This window comes from Stenotrophomonas sp. PvP093 (assembly GCF_017876915.1).
Taxonomy (GTDB): Bacteria; Pseudomonadota; Gammaproteobacteria; order Xanthomonadales; family Xanthomonadaceae; genus Stenotrophomonas; species Stenotrophomonas muris.
On the sequence record NZ_JAGIOX010000004.1, the window covers coordinates 1,508,693 to 1,525,473 of the forward strand.

At 65.2% G+C, this 16,781-nt stretch carries 28 protein-coding genes, 1 tRNA gene and 1 pseudogene; 15 read left to right on the forward strand and 15 right to left on the reverse strand.

Annotation, left to right across the window (positions count from 1 at the left end):
- Positions 1 to 147: 147 nt before the first annotated feature.
- The 9 genes from rpmI to J3A72_RS09460 all read left to right on the forward strand — a co-directional run bounded on the left by rpmI (position 148) and on the right by J3A72_RS09460 (position 5,839).
- Positions 148 to 345, forward strand: coding sequence for a 50S ribosomal protein L35 (gene rpmI / locus J3A72_RS09420; protein ID WP_005410436.1), 198 nt, complete (start codon positions 148 to 150; stop codon positions 343 to 345).
- 11 nt (positions 346 to 356) lie between these two features.
- Positions 357 to 716 carry a 50S ribosomal protein L20 gene (gene rplT, locus J3A72_RS09425; RefSeq protein ID WP_005410435.1) on the forward strand — a complete coding sequence of 120 codons (360 nt, stop codon included), beginning with the start codon at positions 357 to 359 and terminating at the stop codon, positions 714 to 716.
- A 193-nt stretch (positions 717 to 909) separates the two neighbouring features.
- Positions 910 to 1,905 (forward strand): phenylalanine--tRNA ligase subunit alpha, encoded by a 996-nt coding sequence (locus J3A72_RS09430; RefSeq protein ID WP_005417865.1) that lies wholly within the window; start codon positions 910 to 912, stop codon positions 1,903 to 1,905.
- 87 nt (positions 1,906 to 1,992) lie between these two features.
- The gene (pheT, locus tag J3A72_RS09435; protein ID WP_046431787.1) at positions 1,993 to 4,374 is read left to right on the forward strand and encodes a phenylalanine--tRNA ligase subunit beta; all 2,382 of its coding nucleotides are present in this window, start codon (positions 1,993 to 1,995) and stop codon (positions 4,372 to 4,374) included.
- 27 nt (positions 4,375 to 4,401) lie between these two features.
- Complete coding sequence (locus J3A72_RS09440) at positions 4,402 to 4,701, forward strand: integration host factor subunit alpha (protein WP_005410432.1); 300 nt, start codon at positions 4,402 to 4,404, stop codon at positions 4,699 to 4,701.
- Entirely contained in the window at positions 4,682 to 5,038 is a 357-nt protein-coding gene (locus tag J3A72_RS09445) for a MerR family transcriptional regulator (RefSeq protein WP_005410431.1), read from the forward strand. The genes J3A72_RS09440 and J3A72_RS09445 overlap by 20 nt, the downstream gene beginning before the upstream one ends.
- Positions 5,039 to 5,106: 68 nt before the next feature.
- A tRNA-Pro gene (locus J3A72_RS09450) sits at positions 5,107 to 5,183 on the forward strand.
- Between the two features lie 117 nt (positions 5,184 to 5,300).
- Complete coding sequence (locus J3A72_RS09455; protein WP_014647847.1) at positions 5,301 to 5,501, forward strand: hypothetical protein; 201 nt, start codon at positions 5,301 to 5,303, stop codon at positions 5,499 to 5,501.
- Positions 5,498 to 5,839 (forward strand): phosphotyrosine protein phosphatase, encoded by a 342-nt coding sequence (locus J3A72_RS09460; protein ID WP_049442387.1) that lies wholly within the window; start codon positions 5,498 to 5,500, stop codon positions 5,837 to 5,839. The genes J3A72_RS09455 and J3A72_RS09460 overlap by 4 nt, the downstream gene beginning before the upstream one ends.
- Here the strand turns inward: J3A72_RS09460 and J3A72_RS09465 are convergent.
- Together J3A72_RS09465 and J3A72_RS09470 are read right to left on the reverse strand one after the other, a co-directional pair.
- Positions 5,818 to 6,267: a GNAT family N-acetyltransferase gene (locus J3A72_RS09465; RefSeq protein ID WP_075076300.1), complete on the reverse strand. Its 450-nt coding sequence runs from the start codon at positions 6,265 to 6,267 to the stop codon at positions 5,818 to 5,820. The genes J3A72_RS09460 and J3A72_RS09465 overlap by 22 nt on opposite strands.
- Positions 6,268 to 6,353: 86 nt before the next feature.
- Complete coding sequence (locus J3A72_RS09470; RefSeq protein WP_075076301.1) at positions 6,354 to 6,875, reverse strand: DUF3011 domain-containing protein; 522 nt, start codon at positions 6,873 to 6,875, stop codon at positions 6,354 to 6,356.
- Positions 6,876 to 7,116: 241 nt separating this feature from the next.
- Between J3A72_RS09470 and J3A72_RS09475 the strand changes: the two genes are divergently transcribed.
- Positions 7,117 to 7,512, forward strand: a complete 396-nt coding sequence (locus J3A72_RS09475) for a hypothetical protein (RefSeq protein ID WP_075076302.1) — start codon at positions 7,117 to 7,119, stop codon at positions 7,510 to 7,512.
- Between the two features lie 12 nt (positions 7,513 to 7,524).
- Here J3A72_RS09475 and J3A72_RS09480 read toward each other — a convergent pair whose 3' ends face one another.
- Positions 7,525 to 8,217 carry an aspartate/glutamate racemase family protein gene (locus J3A72_RS09480; RefSeq protein WP_014647843.1) on the reverse strand — a complete coding sequence of 231 codons (693 nt, stop codon included), beginning with the start codon at positions 8,215 to 8,217 and terminating at the stop codon, positions 7,525 to 7,527.
- A 161-nt stretch (positions 8,218 to 8,378) separates the two neighbouring features.
- On the opposite strand from J3A72_RS09480, the gene J3A72_RS09485 reads away from it, so the two are divergent.
- Both J3A72_RS09485 and J3A72_RS09490 read left to right on the forward strand, forming a co-directional pair.
- Positions 8,379 to 9,020, forward strand: a complete 642-nt coding sequence (locus J3A72_RS09485) for a LysE family translocator (protein WP_014647842.1) — start codon at positions 8,379 to 8,381, stop codon at positions 9,018 to 9,020.
- Between the two features lie 94 nt (positions 9,021 to 9,114).
- A complete protein-coding gene (locus tag J3A72_RS09490) occupies positions 9,115 to 9,288 on the forward strand; it encodes a DUF1328 domain-containing protein (protein ID WP_005417836.1) in 174 nt (57 codons plus the stop codon).
- Between the two features lie 22 nt (positions 9,289 to 9,310).
- Here J3A72_RS09490 and J3A72_RS09495 read toward each other — a convergent pair whose 3' ends face one another.
- The 4 genes from J3A72_RS09495 to J3A72_RS09510 form a co-directional block, all read right to left on the reverse strand.
- Complete coding sequence (locus tag J3A72_RS09495) at positions 9,311 to 9,643, reverse strand: SMR family transporter (RefSeq protein WP_075076303.1); 333 nt, start codon at positions 9,641 to 9,643, stop codon at positions 9,311 to 9,313.
- A 13-nt stretch (positions 9,644 to 9,656) separates the two neighbouring features.
- Entirely contained in the window at positions 9,657 to 10,229 is a 573-nt protein-coding gene (locus J3A72_RS09500) for a TetR/AcrR family transcriptional regulator (protein WP_046431777.1), read from the reverse strand.
- 91 nt (positions 10,230 to 10,320) lie between these two features.
- A complete protein-coding gene (locus J3A72_RS09505; RefSeq protein ID WP_053495097.1) occupies positions 10,321 to 10,554 on the reverse strand; it encodes a DUF1653 domain-containing protein in 234 nt (77 codons plus the stop codon).
- Positions 10,555 to 10,566: 12 nt separating this feature from the next.
- On the reverse strand, positions 10,567 to 10,848 hold the full coding sequence (locus tag J3A72_RS09510; RefSeq protein ID WP_014647838.1) for a hypothetical protein: 282 nt from the start codon (positions 10,846 to 10,848) through the stop codon (positions 10,567 to 10,569).
- A 392-nt stretch (positions 10,849 to 11,240) separates the two neighbouring features.
- Between J3A72_RS09510 and J3A72_RS09515 the strand changes: the two genes are divergently transcribed.
- Both J3A72_RS09515 and J3A72_RS09520 read left to right on the forward strand, forming a co-directional pair.
- Entirely contained in the window at positions 11,241 to 11,498 is a 258-nt protein-coding gene (locus J3A72_RS09515) for a hypothetical protein (protein WP_075076304.1), read from the forward strand.
- Positions 11,499 to 11,535: 37 nt separating this feature from the next.
- Complete coding sequence (locus J3A72_RS09520; protein WP_162292855.1) at positions 11,536 to 11,919, forward strand: hypothetical protein; 384 nt, start codon at positions 11,536 to 11,538, stop codon at positions 11,917 to 11,919.
- Positions 11,920 to 11,964: 45 nt separating this feature from the next.
- Here J3A72_RS09520 and J3A72_RS09525 read toward each other — a convergent pair whose 3' ends face one another.
- The 8 genes and pseudogenes from J3A72_RS09525 to J3A72_RS09555 all read right to left on the reverse strand — a co-directional run bounded on the left by J3A72_RS09525 (position 11,965) and on the right by J3A72_RS09555 (position 15,746).
- Complete coding sequence (locus tag J3A72_RS09525) at positions 11,965 to 12,447, reverse strand: pilin (RefSeq protein WP_075076306.1); 483 nt, start codon at positions 12,445 to 12,447, stop codon at positions 11,965 to 11,967.
- A gap of 111 nt (positions 12,448 to 12,558) precedes the next feature.
- Positions 12,559 to 12,807 (reverse strand): pilin, encoded by a 249-nt coding sequence (locus tag J3A72_RS23010; protein ID WP_230374572.1) that lies wholly within the window; start codon positions 12,805 to 12,807, stop codon positions 12,559 to 12,561.
- Between the two features lie 94 nt (positions 12,808 to 12,901).
- Positions 12,902 to 12,991: pseudogene (locus J3A72_RS23225) on the reverse strand (prepilin-type N-terminal cleavage/methylation domain-containing protein); the annotation flags it as partial.
- A 153-nt stretch (positions 12,992 to 13,144) separates the two neighbouring features.
- Positions 13,145 to 13,591, reverse strand: a complete 447-nt coding sequence (locus J3A72_RS09535; protein ID WP_075076307.1) for a pilin — start codon at positions 13,589 to 13,591, stop codon at positions 13,145 to 13,147.
- A 109-nt stretch (positions 13,592 to 13,700) separates the two neighbouring features.
- Complete coding sequence (locus J3A72_RS09540; protein WP_197735280.1) at positions 13,701 to 14,027, reverse strand: hypothetical protein; 327 nt, start codon at positions 14,025 to 14,027, stop codon at positions 13,701 to 13,703.
- Positions 14,028 to 14,126: 99 nt separating this feature from the next.
- A complete protein-coding gene (locus tag J3A72_RS09545) occupies positions 14,127 to 14,498 on the reverse strand; it encodes a roadblock/LC7 domain-containing protein (RefSeq protein WP_075076309.1) in 372 nt (123 codons plus the stop codon).
- The gene (locus tag J3A72_RS09550) at positions 14,491 to 15,042 is read right to left on the reverse strand and encodes an ADP-ribosylation factor-like protein (RefSeq protein ID WP_080469285.1); all 552 of its coding nucleotides are present in this window, start codon (positions 15,040 to 15,042) and stop codon (positions 14,491 to 14,493) included. Before J3A72_RS09550 ends, J3A72_RS09545 begins: the two co-directional genes overlap by 8 nt.
- The gene (locus J3A72_RS09555) at positions 15,039 to 15,746 is read right to left on the reverse strand and encodes a hypothetical protein (protein ID WP_075076310.1); all 708 of its coding nucleotides are present in this window, start codon (positions 15,744 to 15,746) and stop codon (positions 15,039 to 15,041) included. The genes J3A72_RS09550 and J3A72_RS09555 overlap by 4 nt, the downstream gene beginning before the upstream one ends.
- A gap of 221 nt (positions 15,747 to 15,967) precedes the next feature.
- On the opposite strand from J3A72_RS09555, the gene J3A72_RS09560 reads away from it, so the two are divergent.
- Positions 15,968 to 16,669, forward strand: coding sequence for a response regulator transcription factor (locus J3A72_RS09560; RefSeq protein ID WP_230374570.1), 702 nt, complete (start codon positions 15,968 to 15,970; stop codon positions 16,667 to 16,669).
- Positions 16,670 to 16,781: the final 112 nt, after the last annotated feature.

The following is a 16,781-nucleotide window of genomic DNA, read 5'->3' on the forward strand; positions in this document are numbered from 1 at the left end:
TGGTGGCAGGGCGGTTTTGCCTGTATCATGCCCGGCTCGACCCACCCAGGACGGGTCGTACGCCGATCATGGCAGGACGGAAAGAGCGGCCCAGGCCGCCGCCAGATCAGTCAGAAACCAGGGTCAAATCCCATCAAGGACATTGCAATGCCCAAGATCAAGACCAACCGGGCAGCGGCCAAGCGTTTCCGCAAGACCGCCTCGGGCAAGTACAAGTGCGGCCACGCCAACCGTAGCCACATCCTCACGAAGAAAGCGACCAAGCGTAAGCGTAATCTGCGTCAGACGGGCCATGTCCGTGCAGAAGACGCAGGCCGTCTGGACCGCATGCTCCCTTACCTCTGAGGAACTGAAAAATGGCACGAGTTAAGCGTGGCGTACAGGCGCGTCGCCGCCACAAGAAGATTCTGGATCTCGCCAAGGGCTATTACAACGCCCGCCGCAAGGTCTTCCGCGTCGCCAAGCAGGCGGTCATCAAGGCACAGCAGTACGCCTACATCGGCCGTAAGCAGAAGAAGCGCAACTTCCGTTCGCTGTGGATCACCCGTATCAATGCGGCTGCCCGCATCAACGGCCTGAGCTACAGCCGCTTCATGAACGGTCTGCTGAAGGCCGGCATCACCCTGGACCGCAAGGTCCTGGCTGACATCGCCGTGCACGACGCAGCCGGTTTTGCTGCGCTGGCCGAAAAGGCCAAGGGCGCGCTGGCGGCATAAGTCCTTCCCGATGCCGTAACCGTTCATCCGGAACGGTGTCAGGTCAAGGCAATGCATGGGGAAGGGCGCAAGTCCTTCCCCATTCTTTTTTGGGTCCCGGCGAGGCCATGGCGGCAGCGCGGGGACGGCGGTGGCGACAGGGGTCGGCCCTTCGCGCATCGCGATGGCAGATCGACTGGAGTTCCGGCCCCCCATGAGCGACATCCAATCCCTCACCACCCAGGCGCTGGCCGATGTGGCCGCCGCACAGAGCCCCGACGTGCTGGAACAGCTGCGCGTGGCCCTGCTTGGCAAGAGTGGCAGCATCACCTCGCAGCTCAAGCAGCTCGGCGCCCTGCCGGCCGACGAGCGCAAGGCCGCCGGTGAAGCGATCAACCAGGCCCGCGACGCGCTGACCCGCGCGCTCGGCGAGCGCAAGGCGCTGCTGGAGGACGCGGCACTGGATGCACGCCTGGCCGCCGAAGCCATCGACATCACCCTGCCGGGTCGCAACGGCGACCGCGCCGGCCTGCATCCGATCACCCGCACTCTGGAGCGCATCACCGGCATCTTCGGCCGGCTGGGCTACGAGCTGTCGGAAGGGCCGGAGATCGAGGACGACTGGCACAACTTCGAGGCGCTGAACTTCCCGCCGCACCATCCGGCGCGCGCCATGCACGACACCTTCTACTTCGGCGACGGCCGCCTGCTGCGCACGCACACCTCCGGCGTGCAGGTGCGCTACATGGGTGACCACGCGCCGCCGCTGCGCATGATCGCCGCCGGCAAGGTGTACCGCAGCGACAGCGACCAGACCCATTCGCCGATGTTCCATCAGGTGGAAGGCCTGCTGGTGGACGAGCATTCGACCTTCGCCGACCTGAAGGGCACGCTGGCCGAGTTCGTGCGCGCCTTCTTCGAGCGCGATTTCGAAATGCGCTTCCGCCCCAGCTATTTCCCGTTCGTTGAGCCGGGCGCGGAAGTGGACATCGCCTGGCAGCAGCCCGATGGCAGCACCCGCTGGCTGGAAGTGCTCGGCTGCGGCATGGTCCATCCGAACGTGCTGCGCAACGTCGGCATCGATCCGGAGCGCTACACCGGCTTCGCCTTCGGCATGGGCGTGGAGCGCTTTGCAATGCTGCGCTACGGCGTCAACGACCTGCGTGCGTTCTTCGAGAACGACGTGCGGTTCCTGAAACAGTTCGCGTAAGCCGCAACCGTGTAGGGCCGAGCCATGCTCGGCTGCTCCCAAATTCGCAGGCCCAGGCGCATGCGCCGGGCCCACCAGGATGACACCATGAAATTCTCCGAAAACTGGCTGCGCAGCCACGTCCCGACCGGCGCTTCGCGCGATGAACTGAGTGCAGTGCTGACCGCCATCGGCCTGGAAGTGGAAGACGTGACCGCGCTGGGCGAAGGCCTCGACCACGTGGTCGTGGCACGCATCGTCGATGCGGTGCGCCATCCGGAAGCGGATCGCCTGCAGGTGTGCAGGGTTGATGCCGGGCAGGGCGAACTGCTGCAGATCGTGTGCGGCGCCCCGAACGCGCGCCCGGGCCTGGTCGCGCCGCTGGCGATGGTCGGTGCGCAGATCGGCGAGCTGAAGATCAAGCCGGCCAAGCTGCGTGGCGTCGAGTCCAACGGCATGCTGTGCTCGGCCAAGGAACTGGGCCTGGACAACGATGCTTCCGGCCTGCTGGAACTGCCCGACGACGCACCGGTCGGCCAGACCCTGGTCGAGTACCTGGGCCTGCCGGATGCCAGCATCGAGATCAAGCTGACCCCGAACCGCGCCGACTGCTTCAGCCTGCGCGGCATCGCCTACGACGTCGCCGCCGCCACCCGCAGTGAAGTGCTGGACTTCGCTGCCGACGCCATTCCGGCAGTCGGCAGCCGTGAGCTGGGCATCCAGCTCGACGCCGGCGCCGAAGCGCCGCGTTACCTGGGCCGTGTCATCGAAGGCGTCAATGCTGCCGCCAAGACCCCGTTGTGGATGGCCGAGCGCCTGCGCCGCAGTGGCGTGCGTCCAGTCTCGCTGCTGGTCGACATCACCCAGTATGTGATGCTGGAGCTGGGCCAGCCGATGCACGCCTACGACCTGGGCACCCTGCAGGGCAGCATCGCCGTGCGCCGTTCGCGCGCGGGCGAGACGCTGAAGCTGCTGGACGGCCGCGATGCTGCGCTGGACGACAGCTTCCTGGTGGTCACCGACGCTGACCGCGCGGTCGGCCTGGCCGGCCTGATGGGCGGCTTCGACACCCGCGTCACCGACGCGACCACCGCCGTGTTCCTGGAAGCCGCGCACTTCGCGCCGGCCGCCATCATGGGCCGTGGCCGCAAGCTGGGCCTGCACACCGATGCCGGCCATCGCTTCGAGCGCGGCGTCGATCCGGCGCTGCCGCGCACCGCGATCGAGTACGCCACCCGCCTGGTGCTGGACCTGGCCGGCGGTACCCCGGCACCGGTCACCGAGGCCGTGCGTGAAGCCGATCTGCCGCAGCCGGCGACCATCGTGCTGCGCCGCGCCCGCATCACCCGCGTGCTCGGCATCACCATCGACGATGCGGAAGTCGAGCGCATCCTGCGCGCGCTGGGCATGGACGTGGTCGCCGCCGCCGACGGCTGGCAGGTGGTCGCGCCGAGCCGCCGCTTCGACATCGCCATCGAAGAAGACCTGATCGAAGAGCTGGCCCGCATCCACGGTTACGAGCAGATCCCGACCACGCTGCCGGGCGGTGCCTCGCGCGTGGCGATGCCGAGCGAGACCCAGCTGGACGCGCTGAGCGTGCGCCGCCAGCTGATCGCCCGTGACCAGCAGGAAACCGTCAATTTCGCCTTCGTCGACGACGCGCTGCTGACCCAGTGGCAGCTGCGCGACGGCCTGGTGCCGCTGGCCAACCCGCTGTCGGCCGAACTGGCGGTGATGCGCCCGTCGCTGCTGCCGGGCCTGGTCGCCACGTTGGGCCGCAACGCCGCCCGCCAGTTGGGCCGTGTGCGCCTGTTCGAGCTCGGCCGCGTGTTCGCCCAGCAGGCCGGAGACGGCCAGCCGGCACCGCTGGAAACCCCGCGCGTGGCCGCTGCGGTCTGCGGTGAGGCGCAGGCGGTGCAGTGGGGCCTGCCGACCCGCAAGGTCGACTTCCATGACCTGAAGGGCGACCTGGAATCGCTGGCGGCCGCCAGTGGCGCGCAACTGGAGTTCCGCCCGTCCGTCCGCGCCTACGGCCACCCGGCGCGTTCGGCCGAGGTGTTCCGCGATGGCGTGGCGATCGGCTGGATCGGCCAGATCCACCCGCGCCTGACCCGGGCGATGGATATCGAAGCCGACGTCTACGCCTTCGAGCTGGACCTGGAGCCGCTGACCGCCCGCCGACTGCCGCGCGCCGGCGAGCTGTCGCGCTTCCCGGCGGTGCGTCGCGACCTGGCGTTCCTAGTGCCTGAACAGGTGGCCTGGGCCGATCTGGCGGCCACCGTCCGCCAGGCCGCCGGCCCGCTGCTGCGCGACCTGAACCTGTTCGACCGTTACGTCGGCCAGGGCGTCGAGCCGGGATTCAAGAGTCTCGCTATGGGCTTGATTTTGCAGGACAAGTCGCGCACTCTGACGGACCGCGACGTGGATGCGGTGGTGGCCGAGGCGGTCACTGCCATCGAGCGTGAACACCACGCCCGGATCCGCGGCTGAGCGGGCAGCACTCGGGGGTAGCAGGCAATGGCATTGACCAAGGCGGAGATGGCGGAAAAGCTGTTCGACGAAGTCGGTCTGAACAAGCGGGAAGCCAAGGAATTCGTCGACGCGTTTTTCGATGTGCTGCGTGAAGCATTGGAACAGGGACGTCAGGTGAAGCTGTCGGGCTTCGGCAATTTCGATCTGCGGCGCAAGAACCAGCGCCCGGGTCGCAACCCCAAGACCGGCGAGGAAATTCCGATTTCCGCCCGTACGGTGGTCACCTTCCGTCCGGGCCAGAAGCTCAAGGAGAGGGTGGAAGCTTATGCTGGATCCGGGCAGTAACCGCGAACTACCGCCGATCCCGGCCAAGCGCTACTTCACCATCGGTGAAGTCAGCGAGCTGTGCGACGTCAAGCCGCATGTCCTGCGCTACTGGGAAACCGAGTTTCCCAGCCTTGAGCCGGCCAAGCGCCGAGGCAACCGCCGCTACTACCAGCGCCACGACGTGCTGATGGTGCGGCAGATCCGCAGCCTGCTGTACGAACAGGGCTACACGATCGGTGGTGCACGCCTGCGTCTGGACGGCCCCGATGCCCGCGAGGAATCGGCGCTGAGCAACCAGATCATCAAGCAGGTGCGCATGGAGCTGGAAGAAGTGCTGCAGTTGCTGCGCCGCTGATCCCATTTCCATCGTAATCCGCTATACTTCACGGCCCGCCGCAGTGGCGGGCACATCGCAGCATCAGTCGGGGCGTAGCGCAGCCTGGTAGCGCATCTGCCTGGGGGGCAGAGGGTCGTCGGTTCGAATCCGGCCGTCCCGACCACTGTGATGAATCAAGAAGCCCGCGCAGCGATGCGTGGGCTTTTTTGTGCGTGCGGTGTATGCTGCGCGCCACTCGTACTACCGCGGCTGCTGAACCCGGTACTCACGAGAACACATCATGGATTCTGCAAGAAACCGTGCCTGGCGTCGCAGCCAGGCTCGCAACCGTGGTGGCGACCGCGCCACGACCGCCTACAGCTACAAGCCCGAGAAGAACTGGAAGCTGCTGTATACGCGCGATGCCAAGCTCGCGCGCGCACGCCAGCTGGGCTTCACCTATCCGGTCCTCAGCGCCCGCCAACTGCAGGAACAGGAATGATCAACCTGCTGTTCGTCTGCAGCCGCAACCAGCTGCGCAGCCCGACCGCCGAAGCCATGTGGCGACGGCGACCCGGCTTCGCTGCGCTGTCGGCCGGCACCAGCCCGCATGCACGACGCCCCATCGGCCCGGCGGACATCCGCTGGGCCGATGTCATCTTCGTGATGGAGGCCAAGCACCAGCATCGCCTGCAGGCCGCCTATGCGCGCCTGCTGGAACACAAGCGCCTGCATTGCCTGGATATCCCCGACGACTATCGCTGCATGGATCCGCTGTTGATGGACCTGCTGGATGCAAAGGTGACCACGTATCTCGATCAGCTGCCGGCAAAGCGGTAGATCAGTTCCGGATCGCCTTCGTCCAATCCGTGCACGATGCCGCTGTCGATGAAACCCGAAGCGGCGAGCAGGCGTTGCATGCCGGTATTGGAAGCATTGGTCGAAGTGAACAGCCTGCCGTGGCCGTGCAGCGCGATGGCATGGCGCAGCAGGGCGGCGCCGACGCCCTGGCTGCGTTGTTCGCGCGCCACCATCAGCATCTCGACGAAGGCTTCGCCGAAGAAGTGATGGTGGATGACCAGGTAACCGGCCAGCTGGCCGGCCCATTCGGCCACGTGCATGCCACCATTGGCCTGCCAGTCGCTGATCTGCCGTGCGCGTTGCGGATCGTGGACCGCAACGCTGTCGAGCCCGATCAACGCGGAAACGTCGGCAGGCATTGCCTCGCGGATGTGCAACATCGTCGAGGAGGGATCGAGCGGCACCATCGAAGGCTCCTGGGCTGGGTGCGCCCAGTCTATCGATCGCGTCGGCCGTGTCTGCGCATCCGCCACAGCCAGCGTGTGGTCGGCAGTCAATACACACGGAACTCGGCACGGCAGCCGTCGCTGACCCACACGCCGCGGCGGTCCCAGCCCCAGTTGCGATCCTCGACGCACGGTGTCACCGACTTCTGCTTGACCAGGCGTACCTCGTGGCGCACACGGATGCGGCATTCCTTCTCCTTCTGCTCGTAGGACTCGCAGACCAGGCGCTCGCCATCGTCATCGCGGTCACGGTCACGGTCCCGGCCGCGCCCCGGCCAGCGGCCGCGTCCCTGTCCGTCGGCCACGAACTCGGCGCGACAGCCGTCGGTGACCCAGAGCATGCGGCGGCTCTGGCCCCAGTTCTGGTCCTCTACGCAGCGGGTGACCGACAGCTGCCTGGCCAGGCGCATGCGGCCTTCGATCGGGCACTGCTGGGTCTTGTTGAACTGCGATTCGCAGCGCAGCGGCGCAATGGGATCGCTGCCGTAATCCTGGGCGGCCACCGTGGTGGCGGCCAGCAGCAGGGCCAGGGTGGGGAGGGCAATCGGCAGCAGCAGGCGATGGGTCATGGGGGGCCTCGGCAGGGGAACGGGCCGCAAGAATGGACCAGCCCGGGGCCATCGGAACGGATCGTTCCGGCGTTGGCTCAGTGGGGATTTAGTAGTGTGCACCGGCCCATGCAGAGCCTTACATCCCTTATCATCGCGGCACATCCGATCGCATCGGCTTACACCTTCTTACATCTCTCCCACGCTTGCCGGCCCAGCCTGTGGCTGCCGTCACTGGCGTGCAGCCGGCGTGTGGAGGAGGATGCGCGGACCACGACGACCACAGGGGGTTGCGTTGATCAGCAGTACCGTCATTCATCGCTCGGCTGGCGCAGAGGCCGGGCAGGTGCGTGTCCTGGACACCACGTTCAAGGGCAAGCATGTGTTCATTGCGTGGGGCCTGCGCGGGCCGGAACTGACCCGCAGCGCAGACCCGGCCGCCACCGTGGCTGCGCGCAAGGCGCTGCATGCCGTGGCCGGCCACAGCGAGGGGCCGCGCAGCCCGGAAGTGTTCATCGCCAACCAGTCGGCGGTGGCGATCACCGTCTATCGGCTGCTGACCGAAGCGCGTTCGGGCGATGCCATCTTCTTCCTGTGTGATTCGCAGGCCGTGGTCGACTGGTTGATCACCGCACTGGAAGTGCAGGGCGAAGACTGACAGCGCGCAGGGTCAGGCCAGTGCCGCATCCACCGCCGCCAGGGCGTGCAGGGTGGTGGTGTCGAACAGCGGCACCGGGCTGTCCTCGGCGCGGACCAGCAACATGATTTCGGTACAGCCGAGGATGATCGCTTCGGCGCCGCGTGCAACCAGGCGCGCGATCACGCCGGCGTATGCCTGCCGCGAATGCTCGCTGACCACGCCGCAGATCAGCTCCTGGTAGATGATGTCGTGCACGCTGCGGCGATCATCGGCCTCCGGAACCAGTACCTCCAGCCCGAAGCGGTCCTGCAGCCGGTCGCGGTAGAACGCCTGCTCCATGGTGAAGGCGGTGCCGAGCAGTCCCACCTTGCGGATGCCGGCCTGCAGGATCGCCGCGGCGGTCGGGTCGGCGATATGCAGCAGGGGCAGCGGGCATCCGGCTTCGATCCGGCCGGCCAGCGCGTGCATGGTGTTGGTGCAGATCACCAGCAGCTCGGCGCCACCGGCCTGCAGCCGCCGTGCAGCATCCAGCATGTGGTTGCCCAGCAGATCCCATTGGCCGTCGTGCTGCAGCTGCTTGATGCCGGCGAAATCCACCGACCACAGCAGCAGTTGCGCCGAATGTGCGCCACCGAGGCGATGCCGCACCGCCTCGTTGATGAGCCGGTAGTACTGCGCCGAGCTTTCCCAGCTCATGCCGCCGATCAGGCCAAGGGTCTTCATGCACTGCTCCAAGCCAGAGACGGCCATTGCAGCACAGATGGCAGTGGCGCTGCCGTGCACGGGCGCCGGCATCTGTAACCGTCGCATCCACCGCCCGCTGTATGTGCCGCGTCCTGCATGGGTGCCCTATGCTGGTGCCGTCTTCTGAAGTGGAAACCGGCATGGCCCTGCATACCTGGTGGTGGTTCCTGGCCACGGTCTTCGTGCTGTGCGGGACGCCCGGGCCGAACATGCTGCACATCCTCGGGCGCAGCGTCGGGCTGGGGTTCCGTGGCAGCGTGCCGGCCATGGCCGGCTGCCTGCTGGCGATGCTGCTGGTGCTGGCCGCATCCGCTGCGGGCCTGAGCGCGTTGCTGCACTCCTCGCCGATGCTGTTCGAAGTGCTGCGCTATCTCGGTGTGGCCTACCTGGCCTGGCTTGGCATCAAGGCGTGGCGTGACAGTTGCCGCCCGGCACCCGCGGTGGCCGATGCTGCCGAGGTCACACTGGCGCCGGTACATGGCGCAGCGACGGTATTCCGTGGCGGCCTGTGGGTTGGCTTGAGCAACCCCAAGCTGTTGTTGTTCGCCGCGGCGTTCCTGCCGCAGTTCGTTGATCCGTCGCGTAGCCAGGCCGTGCAGTACAGCGTGCTGGTGGCGACCTTCGCGGCCTGCGAACTGTTCTGGTACGTGATGTACGCCGCCGGTGGCCACGGCCTGCGTCGTTGGCTTGCAAAGCCATTCGCACGGCGCTGGTTCGAGCGGCTGGTGGGAAGCGTGTTCCTGGCCTTCGCGGTGGCGCTGCTGCGCTTCCGGCCGCGCTGATTCACGCCGCACACGCGGCCTTTTCACGATTGCCGCATCGGCTGCGGCCTAGCCTGATCACACCGTTTGCGTTCCCTGCGGGGTAAGGACTGACATGATCAAGTGGGCCATCATTTTCGCCATCATCGGCATCATCGCCGGCGTGCTGGGCTTCGGCGGCATCGCCGGTGCCGCTGTGGGCATCGCCAAATTCCTGTTCTGGGCCGGCATCATCATTGCCGTGGTGCTGTTCCTGATCGGCATGAGCGTGGCGAAGAAGGTCAGCTAGCACCTGTCGCGCAGCAGCGTGTTCAGTGCGCGCTGCTGCGCGAGAACAGGTTGATCACCAGCACGCCGGCGCAGATCAGCGCGATGCCGGCCAGCGCAGCTGCATCCAGCCGCTGCTTGAACACCACCAGGCCGATCAGCGAGATCAGCACGATGCCGACGCCGGACCAGATCGCATAGGCGATGCCGGTCGGCACCGACTTCATGGTGACCGACAGCAGGTAGAAGCACAGCCCGTAGCCGACCAGTGCGCCCAGTGTCGGCCACAGCCGGCTCATGCCGTCCGAGGCCTTCAGCAGCGACGTGGCAATCACTTCCAGCAAGATGGCGGCGGCCAGGTAGATATAGGGGTTCATCGCGGGCTCCGGGTCACTGCGGGTCGCACAGCTTGAGGGCCTGCTCGGCCATCGCCAGCGCATTGAGGCGCTCTGCTTCGTCCAGCGGCCGACCATAGGCGGTGGCCCAATAGCCATCGGCCGCGCAGCGTGCCGCGTACAGGCGCGGATCGCCGGCTTCGCCGGGGAACTCGGCCAGCATCGCGCGCTTCCAGTCGCGCCAGTGCGCCAGCAGGGCCGGCTCCATCAGGTTGCCCAGGGTCAGGCCGATGTCGTTGTCCTGTTCCTGCTGCAGCAGGTGCTCGAAGTTGGCCCGCACATAGGCGCGGCTGAAGCAGCCGTGGCCGGGCGTGCCGTCCTGCAGGAGCGCGCGCACACGCGCCTCGAATTCGCCGATGAGTGCGCCGATGGCTTCATCGACCAGTGCCTGCTTGCTGCTGAAATGGTGGAACAACGCGCCCTTGCTGACCCCGGCCACGCGCGCGACATCCTGCACGGTCAGTGCCGCCAGCCCGTGCTGGCCAATCACGGCAATGGTGGCGTGCAGCAATGACTGGCGCACGCTGTCGGGCGCTTTGCGCCGCGAGCGGGGAGGGGGGGAGGACATGATGGGAAGAAACCGACTGGACGGTATGATTGTAGCGCAGCCGGATCGCGTCACCGGCGCGACCATCGGCCACCGCCCGGTGGGAGCCGGATCAATCGTCGATGCGTGCGAAACGCGCCTGCGGGCCGTGTTTGCCTGGGATCTGCTCGACGAACATCGGGTAGGGGCGTACCCACAGGCCACCTTCGCCGTAGAGTGCGCGGTACAGCACCAATGGTTCCAGCGTCTCGCTGCTGCGGACGATGTCGATCACTTCGTATTCGCCGCCCTTGAAGTGGCGATACCGGCCACGGGCGAGGTCGGGCAGGGGACTCAGCTCAGCCATGACGGGTCGTGCTCACTTGCGCGCCGGGCTGGCGGGCGTGGCGCAGTACGCGTCGATCGCCTCGGCGCTGTTGGCCAGGCCGTGTGCCTGTGCCAGCTCCCAGGGCCGCTCGCAGCGCTGGCTGTGCTCGCACCACTGGTAGCCGGCCGAGCCGATGCAGCCGTGCGCGTCGCGATCGCCGCCTACCTTGGGCATGGTGGTCGAAGGCTTGCCGTCGGCACGCGGGGCTGCATTGTCCGGGCTCGCGCATGCGGCCAGAACCAGCAGCGCTGGAATCAGAAGAAGCACCTTCATGCGCGAGCTCCGTGCGTAAAGCAACATTTTCTGTCGCAAATAGCCCGTCAGCAAGCGCTCAATGCACGGCGGCGCGGACCAACTCTTCGATCAGAATCAGATAGCTGGCCACGAAATAGAACTTCAGCAACGTCGAACGCTGGTGCGAGAAGAAGGTGCGCATGTGGAAGGGGCCCCTGTTGATGATGGTAGTGTGAAGCCCAGCTGACTCCGTGACAAGGATCACGGAATGAACGAGCTAAACGGACTCAGGGATGTGATGAGGGTGGGGTTCTGACGCACTGGCGCGGACTTTTCGTACTTTTCTGATGGGACCACCCTGATGGCATGGCTAGGGTGACGGCATCAGCAGAGGCTGGTGCCCCCTGCGCCTATCCCAGAAGGAGCGTCCCATGGTCATTACCGTCAAGTGCAGTGCCGCGCAGTGGTCCCTGTTGGATCCGGCCGCAGGCGTCGCCGAAGCATTCAACTCCGGGGCCGCAGCGTTCGATGCCGCGGTTGGCCTGGCCAGCGCCCACCATCGCCGGACCGGCCAGGGCAGCACGGTGCGCGTGGAGGCGCTGGGCAGCAGCGTGGATGCCGTGCATTTAGAGGCGATGGCAACCGCCTCGGGGCCGGTTACCGGCCTGCGTCCTGCGCCGGTGGCGTAACGCCGGAGGATCCCCCGCGCAGTGCCTGGCTTACGACATGGCACAGCCACGATGGATTCACCGTTTTGGCATAGACATGACCGATCTGTGCCGGCAGGGCGCGATCCTGCAGTACGCGCAAGGGCTGTTGGGCCAGCACGAGGATGAGCAGATCCCCGCGCAGGCAGCAGATGCGGCGCAGCAGGGGCATGCCGTCGGCCTGGCCCACAGTCGGCATGCAGGGATCGATGATCAGTACGTTGCAGCGCGGGCTGGCGATCTGGGTCAGAACCTCTGCGGGCGAGCGCGCTTCGCCGAGGGTTCTGCCGTCCAGATGGGGCCGGAGTCTGCGTATCAGTTCGCGTCGGATCCAGGGGTTTGCATCGGCGATGACGAGGGAGGGGAGGGGGGACGGCCGGCTTTCGCAGGCGCCACTGCCTGACTGGAGCGGCAAAGCGTGAACAGCTTGAAGTATCTGCATGGCAGGCTATGGATTGCCGGGGCCACAGCCTTTGGGCAGGAGGTCGTAATAGGGGATGGCAGTCCAGCAGCGCCATTCATGGCTGCCCGAATCCCTGATCAGCATCAGGTTGTTTCGCCATGTCCCAACGTTGTAGCCGGTATCGAACCGCAGCAGGCAATCGATTTCCAGGTCGCCATCTGGACCAATTCTCGTCGTGATGGTTTCACAGCGCTCGCTGCTCTCCGGCAGGCCCAGCTTGCGGTTGTCTGATCCAAGGAGATCACCTCCTTCGGCCAACCACGCCTCCACTCCCGTCTTCCCACCGGCCAGTTCGGCCAACGCCGCCGCCAGCTTGGCTTTGGTAGAGAACTTCTTGTATTGCGGAACTGCGATCAGGGAAAGAACTGCAATGATGGCTACGACCACCATGAGTTCGACCAGAGAAAACCCTCGTTGCCGATGTGTACGCCTCACCGCGTGGCCGGCCCTTGAGATTTTCTTTTTCATAGGATCCTCCATGAGGAAATCAACTTTGAATCGCGGCCGGCGCACACAATGGGAGAGACGCGCGCAACTGGATACAGGCCCGGCGATCTATGTAGGGGCTTACGCGTGCGATCAGTTCATGCAGGCCTGGGGAAGGAGGCTCCGGTCCGGAATGTCGCCCTTGCAGAGCCAGGCTCCCTGCCAGTCGCGATCCAGGGTCAGGCTGCCACTGCCGATTGCAGCGTCGCTCTTGAGCTCGCAGTTGATGCTCGTAGCTCCATTCGTGACATCGCTTGTCACCGTAATCCAGGTACAGCGGGAGCTTGACTCGGGCAAGCCAATCGATTCCGGCGAGGAGTGATTCAACGCCGACTTTTCCACCGGCGACTTCTGCGAGGGCAGCGGCCAGCTTTGCCTTGGCCGAGAACCGCTGATACTGCGGCAGGGCAATCATCCCCAGAATACCGATGATCGCCACCACCACCATGAGTTCAATAAGGGAAAAGCCCTTCTGCCGGGATGCGCATTTGCCTGCGTGGCGTGTACGGCCGATTTCGGTATTCATGATAATCCTCTGTGGCGTGGTGGTTTCGTTGGTCTGGCCCCGAAACAAGCATTCGTGGCGCAGTCATAGGAAATCACGTGCACGGCAGTGGGTATATTCAAGAACTGGTAAAGTTGAACGTGTTGAATGGCAGCGCGACTGTTTTGCGAATAATCAGAAAGTGCGCCGCAATTGCGTTGGGCATGGCACAGGCGCTGCCTGCACATCGGCCATGCCCGCATTGCATCGCCATTCTCCGGCAGGGGTTCGCCACCATTGCAGGCGGCCGTCCTGGCGCAGATCACAGGTCAGCACTGCGCGGCCGGTGTCGGGGAGCGCGGCGCGCAGGTGCGCGCAATGCGCGGCGCTGGCAGGCAGACCCAGATGCTGGTCGGTCACGGTGAGATCACCTTTGGCGTAACTGCTTTCCACGGCGGCGATGGCGCCGCCCAGCACGCTGGCCGCGTCGCGCGGCCGGGTGCGGCCGGTAGCGTCATCTGCCGAGGGCGCGCACAACAGCAGCGCGTAGACGGCTGTCAGTCCGGCGACGATGCAGACCGACACCCAGGGCCGGTAGTGGCGGGGGCGACGTGCCGCCTGTGTGGTTGATCGAGGGCGCATGGAGGGCGGCTCCCGTTGTCGAGAAGGGCGCGCGGTGCAACCACAGGCCGGGGCCGCTCTCCCCAGAGCAGCCCCGGCATTCGCATCCCCTGGCTATCGTTGTCGTGCGCTACAGCGCCAGCGAGGTTTCCACGTCCAGCACCATGCGCCGGGCGAGAGCAAGATTGGCCTTCTGCCGATCCAGTACCACATAGAAGAACAGGCCCTTCTTGGCCGACACCGGGCGCAGCACGTGGTACGCACGACCCAGGGTGATCAGCACGTCCTCGATGCTGTCGTTGAGCTTCAGCGCTTCGGCCGCTTTCATCTTGGCGCGCAGCACCTCGGTGTTTCCAGCGGCCGCCAGTTCCATGTCCACGCCTGAGCCGGCTTCACCGAGCAGCATGCCGCTTTCGTAGTCGACCAGGGCAACGGCTTGTGCGCCGTTGATCTGCATGAGTGTGTCCAGGCATTTGTTGATGGCGATATTCATTTCAGTGGTCCGTTGCGGGTGTGAAGAGTTGAAGAGCCGTCTGATCAGTGAGAGGGGCATGCATCAGTTCGGGTTGTCGGTCAGGGCACGTACGCACTGCTTGGCATGCCACAGCACGTTGCCGATGACACAGCTGTGGTCGCATGCGGTCATCAATAGGCGGGGCTGTGCTCCGGGAATGGCAAGCATCAGAACCTTGCCGTTGGCGGCATCGAGGATGAGTGTGTCGAGTTCACCAAAGTGCAGTTCGCGACCCAGCGCACTGGCCAGGCCGAGCATCGAGCTGGTCATCGCGGCCAGGCGGTCGGCGACATGGCCCTTCGGGCCGGCCTGGGCCAGTGCGAAACCATCAGTGCTGGCAACGACGAGCGCCTGGATGCCGGTGACATCGTGTACCAGCGCGTCGAGTGCCGATGTGCGGTCAATGTCATTCATGGGCGGCCGCCGTGGCATTGCATTCGATCTGGCTCATCAGCAGGTCCATCGCCATGATGGCCTGCGCCATGTCGCGTGGATCCAGCGGCAATGCCGGCAGGTGTGGCGCATGGTCCTGCAACCAGTCCTGCCAGTGCGGCTGTACCGGATCATCGGTGCTGCCGCATCGGGTGAAACCGATGACCACGGGCAGGCCCGGCGCGTTGTCTGCGATGGCCTTCAGGTGCTGCCCCGCCAGCGTACTGTCCTTGCTGGCGCTGCCATCGATCAGGACGATGGCACCTTCTGCACCGGCCAGCAGGATCGGCCAGATGTAAGAGAAACGTTCCTGTCCGGGCGATCCATACAGGCGCAGGCGGTCGCCACCCGGCAGGTCGATGTCGCCATAGTCCATGGCTACGGTGGTGTACTGCTTGCCCACGGCAGGGTCGGTATTGCGGGCCTCGGTCACTACGGCCTTGCCCCGGGTCAGGGTCTGCACGAGGGTGGACTTGCCCGCGCCGAGTGGGCCCATCACTACGATCTTGTGCTCACGCACGGTCATGCACTCCAGCGGATGCGAAGTTGTCGCCACAGGTTGACGAGGCCGTCGGCGGGCGAGGGGCGCACAGGTGCGTCCTCGCCCACGACGGGAAAGGCATAGGCGGTGAGGAACGCTGCGTTGAAGAACGACTGCACGGTTTGGCGTGGCAGATCGAGGATGTCGCAGCATGCGCGCACGGACGCGCCCTGCTTGATCAGCAGCGCGCACAGTCGGAAGTGATCGGGACGATGGGCCAGGATGCGGAAGTCTGGCCAACGCCGCAGGCGCAACTTCGTGTCGTCGTGCAGGGGCGGGATTGGCACGCCGTGCCCGTCCGTGACCAGGCCAACGTTCCACAGCGTCAGGCGCAGCGGAACATTGCTGCACACCGTCGCACGCTGCACGAAAACCTCCTGTGTCACCGGTACCAGGCTCAGTCGAGGGTCTGCGTCGCCCAGTAGTCTCTGCAGCAGTGTCAGCGTGATCGGCGCGGGTGCGGTGGTCATCATCCGGTCGTTCCTGGCGTCCAGCCAGCACACGGTGGCCCCGTCGTGAATGATCGCGGCATGGGCAGGCCGCCGCGACGGCGTGCTGTCGCTCGCCAGATGCAGTCGCAACTGCTGTACGAACGGCAATGCGGCAGTTGGCAATGCGGCCGGCGCCAGTGGCTCTGCTTCAAAGGGCTCTTGCAGATCCTCAAACGATTGACGACGGAATCGGACCATGGGGTGTCCAGTGCAGCGAGTGATCGGAGGTGACTTTGTAAGCGGCCTTTCCGGATTTATGGAATGAAACTATTGGGAAAGTTTATGCGTGGGGTGTGTTTGTGGTCGCGAATGCAAATAATGGAAAACAAGCTGGCTATTCTGCTTGAATGAAATTAATTGCAGTGGGTAATTGTCAAGTTGACGTTGCCCGGAATGATTACTAGGGTTTTCGCTGCGCATTGCAGCGTGACTATTTACGGGTAATCAGCATGCTCACTCGAATTGCCATCGCGGACGACCATCCCTTGGTCCTGCTTGGCACGCGCATCGTGATCGAGGCCGGTGGGCAGCATCGCGTGGTGGCGGAGGCGCGATGTGCAGAAAGCCTGCTGGCCATCCTGGCCGAAGAGCCGGTGGATCTGGTGGTGACTGATTTTTCGATGCCGGATGTCGGCCGCTCGGACGGCCAGGCGATGCTGCAGGCGTTGAGTCGCAATTACCCCAAGGTGCCGGTGATCCTGGTCACGATGGTCACCAACGCCACTACCTTGAACATGGCAATGCGTACCGGTGTGCGCGGACTGGTGTGGAAGTGCAGTTGCGTGGATGGCACCCGCAAGGCGGTCGATACCGTGTTGAGCGGGGGGATCTACCTGGACCCCCAGTTGGCGCACTGCCTGCAGGAGGGTGGGCGTGAGCGATCGCTTTCGGTGTTGTCGCCCAAGGAGCTGGAAGTTCTGCGGCTGTATGTGTCGGGGCCTTCGATCACAGAGATCGCCGGGCAGCTGCGGCGCACCGTCAGTACCATCAGCCGGCAACGCATTTCGGCGATGAGGAAACTGGGCATCAGCAATGATGCCGAGCTGTTCGCCTATGCGTTCGAGGAACGCCTGGGTAATGCCGGTGGCATGGCCAGTGGGGCAGCAAACGGGGGGCCATGAGCTCACGGCGGTCCAGTCAGGTCCGGTTGCGTTGTTTGAATGGGGAAAAACTGCCGTTGCGCTCCCCTCTGTGCGCCGGGCCGTGAATCCCGGATGCTTGCGCCATCGTATT

Excerpts from the sequence above, each read along its gene's own strand:
- J3A72_RS09480 (WP_014647843.1), bottom strand. The coding sequence starts at position 8,217 with ATGAAGACCCTTGGCCTGATCGGCGGCATGAGCTGGGAAAGCTCGGCG.
- J3A72_RS09505 (WP_053495097.1), bottom strand. The coding sequence starts at position 10,554 with ATGGCTGAGCTGAGTCCCCTGCCCGACCTCGCCCGTGGCCGGTATCGC.
- J3A72_RS09500 (WP_046431777.1), bottom strand. The coding sequence starts at position 10,229 with ATGTCCTCCCCCCCTCCCCGCTCGCGGCGCAAAGCGCCCGACAGCGTG.
- J3A72_RS09465 (WP_075076300.1), bottom strand. The coding sequence starts at position 6,267 with ATGGTGCCGCTCGATCCCTCCTCGACGATGTTGCACATCCGCGAGGCA.
- J3A72_RS09550 (WP_080469285.1), bottom strand. The coding sequence starts at position 15,042 with ATGACCGTGCGTGAGCACAAGATCGTAGTGATGGGCCCACTCGGCGCG.
- J3A72_RS09440 (WP_005410432.1), top strand. The coding sequence starts at position 4,402 with ATGGCATTGACCAAGGCGGAGATGGCGGAAAAGCTGTTCGACGAAGTC.
- J3A72_RS09470 (WP_075076301.1), bottom strand. The coding sequence starts at position 6,875 with ATGACCCATCGCCTGCTGCTGCCGATTGCCCTCCCCACCCTGGCCCTG.
- J3A72_RS09555 (WP_075076310.1), bottom strand. The coding sequence starts at position 15,746 with ATGGTCCGATTCCGTCGTCAATCGTTTGAGGATCTGCAAGAGCCCTTT.
- J3A72_RS09475 (WP_075076302.1), top strand. The coding sequence starts at position 7,117 with ATGCGCGGACCACGACGACCACAGGGGGTTGCGTTGATCAGCAGTACC.
- J3A72_RS09545 (WP_075076309.1), bottom strand. The coding sequence starts at position 14,498 with ATGAATGACATTGACCGCACATCGGCACTCGACGCGCTGGTACACGAT.
- J3A72_RS09430 (WP_005417865.1), top strand. The coding sequence starts at position 910 with ATGAGCGACATCCAATCCCTCACCACCCAGGCGCTGGCCGATGTGGCC.
- J3A72_RS09540 (WP_197735280.1), bottom strand. The coding sequence starts at position 14,027 with ATGCAGATCAACGGCGCACAAGCCGTTGCCCTGGTCGACTACGAAAGC.
- J3A72_RS09490 (WP_005417836.1), top strand. The coding sequence starts at position 9,115 with ATGATCAAGTGGGCCATCATTTTCGCCATCATCGGCATCATCGCCGGC.
- J3A72_RS09525 (WP_075076306.1), bottom strand. The coding sequence starts at position 12,447 with ATGAAAAAGAAAATCTCAAGGGCCGGCCACGCGGTGAGGCGTACACAT.
- J3A72_RS09485 (WP_014647842.1), top strand. The coding sequence starts at position 8,379 with ATGGCCCTGCATACCTGGTGGTGGTTCCTGGCCACGGTCTTCGTGCTG.
- rpmI (WP_005410436.1), top strand. The coding sequence starts at position 148 with ATGCCCAAGATCAAGACCAACCGGGCAGCGGCCAAGCGTTTCCGCAAG.
- J3A72_RS09520 (WP_162292855.1), top strand. The coding sequence starts at position 11,536 with ATGGCACAGCCACGATGGATTCACCGTTTTGGCATAGACATGACCGAT.
- J3A72_RS09455 (WP_014647847.1), top strand. The coding sequence starts at position 5,301 with ATGGATTCTGCAAGAAACCGTGCCTGGCGTCGCAGCCAGGCTCGCAAC.
- rplT (WP_005410435.1), top strand. The coding sequence starts at position 357 with ATGGCACGAGTTAAGCGTGGCGTACAGGCGCGTCGCCGCCACAAGAAG.
- J3A72_RS09515 (WP_075076304.1), top strand. The coding sequence starts at position 11,241 with ATGGTCATTACCGTCAAGTGCAGTGCCGCGCAGTGGTCCCTGTTGGAT.
- J3A72_RS09510 (WP_014647838.1), bottom strand. The coding sequence starts at position 10,848 with ATGAAGGTGCTTCTTCTGATTCCAGCGCTGCTGGTTCTGGCCGCATGC.
- J3A72_RS09460 (WP_049442387.1), top strand. The coding sequence starts at position 5,498 with ATGATCAACCTGCTGTTCGTCTGCAGCCGCAACCAGCTGCGCAGCCCG.
- pheT (WP_046431787.1), top strand. The coding sequence starts at position 1,993 with ATGAAATTCTCCGAAAACTGGCTGCGCAGCCACGTCCCGACCGGCGCT.
- J3A72_RS09535 (WP_075076307.1), bottom strand. The coding sequence starts at position 13,591 with ATGCGCCCTCGATCAACCACACAGGCGGCACGTCGCCCCCGCCACTAC.
- J3A72_RS09445 (WP_005410431.1), top strand. The coding sequence starts at position 4,682 with ATGCTGGATCCGGGCAGTAACCGCGAACTACCGCCGATCCCGGCCAAG.
- J3A72_RS09495 (WP_075076303.1), bottom strand. The coding sequence starts at position 9,643 with ATGAACCCCTATATCTACCTGGCCGCCGCCATCTTGCTGGAAGTGATT.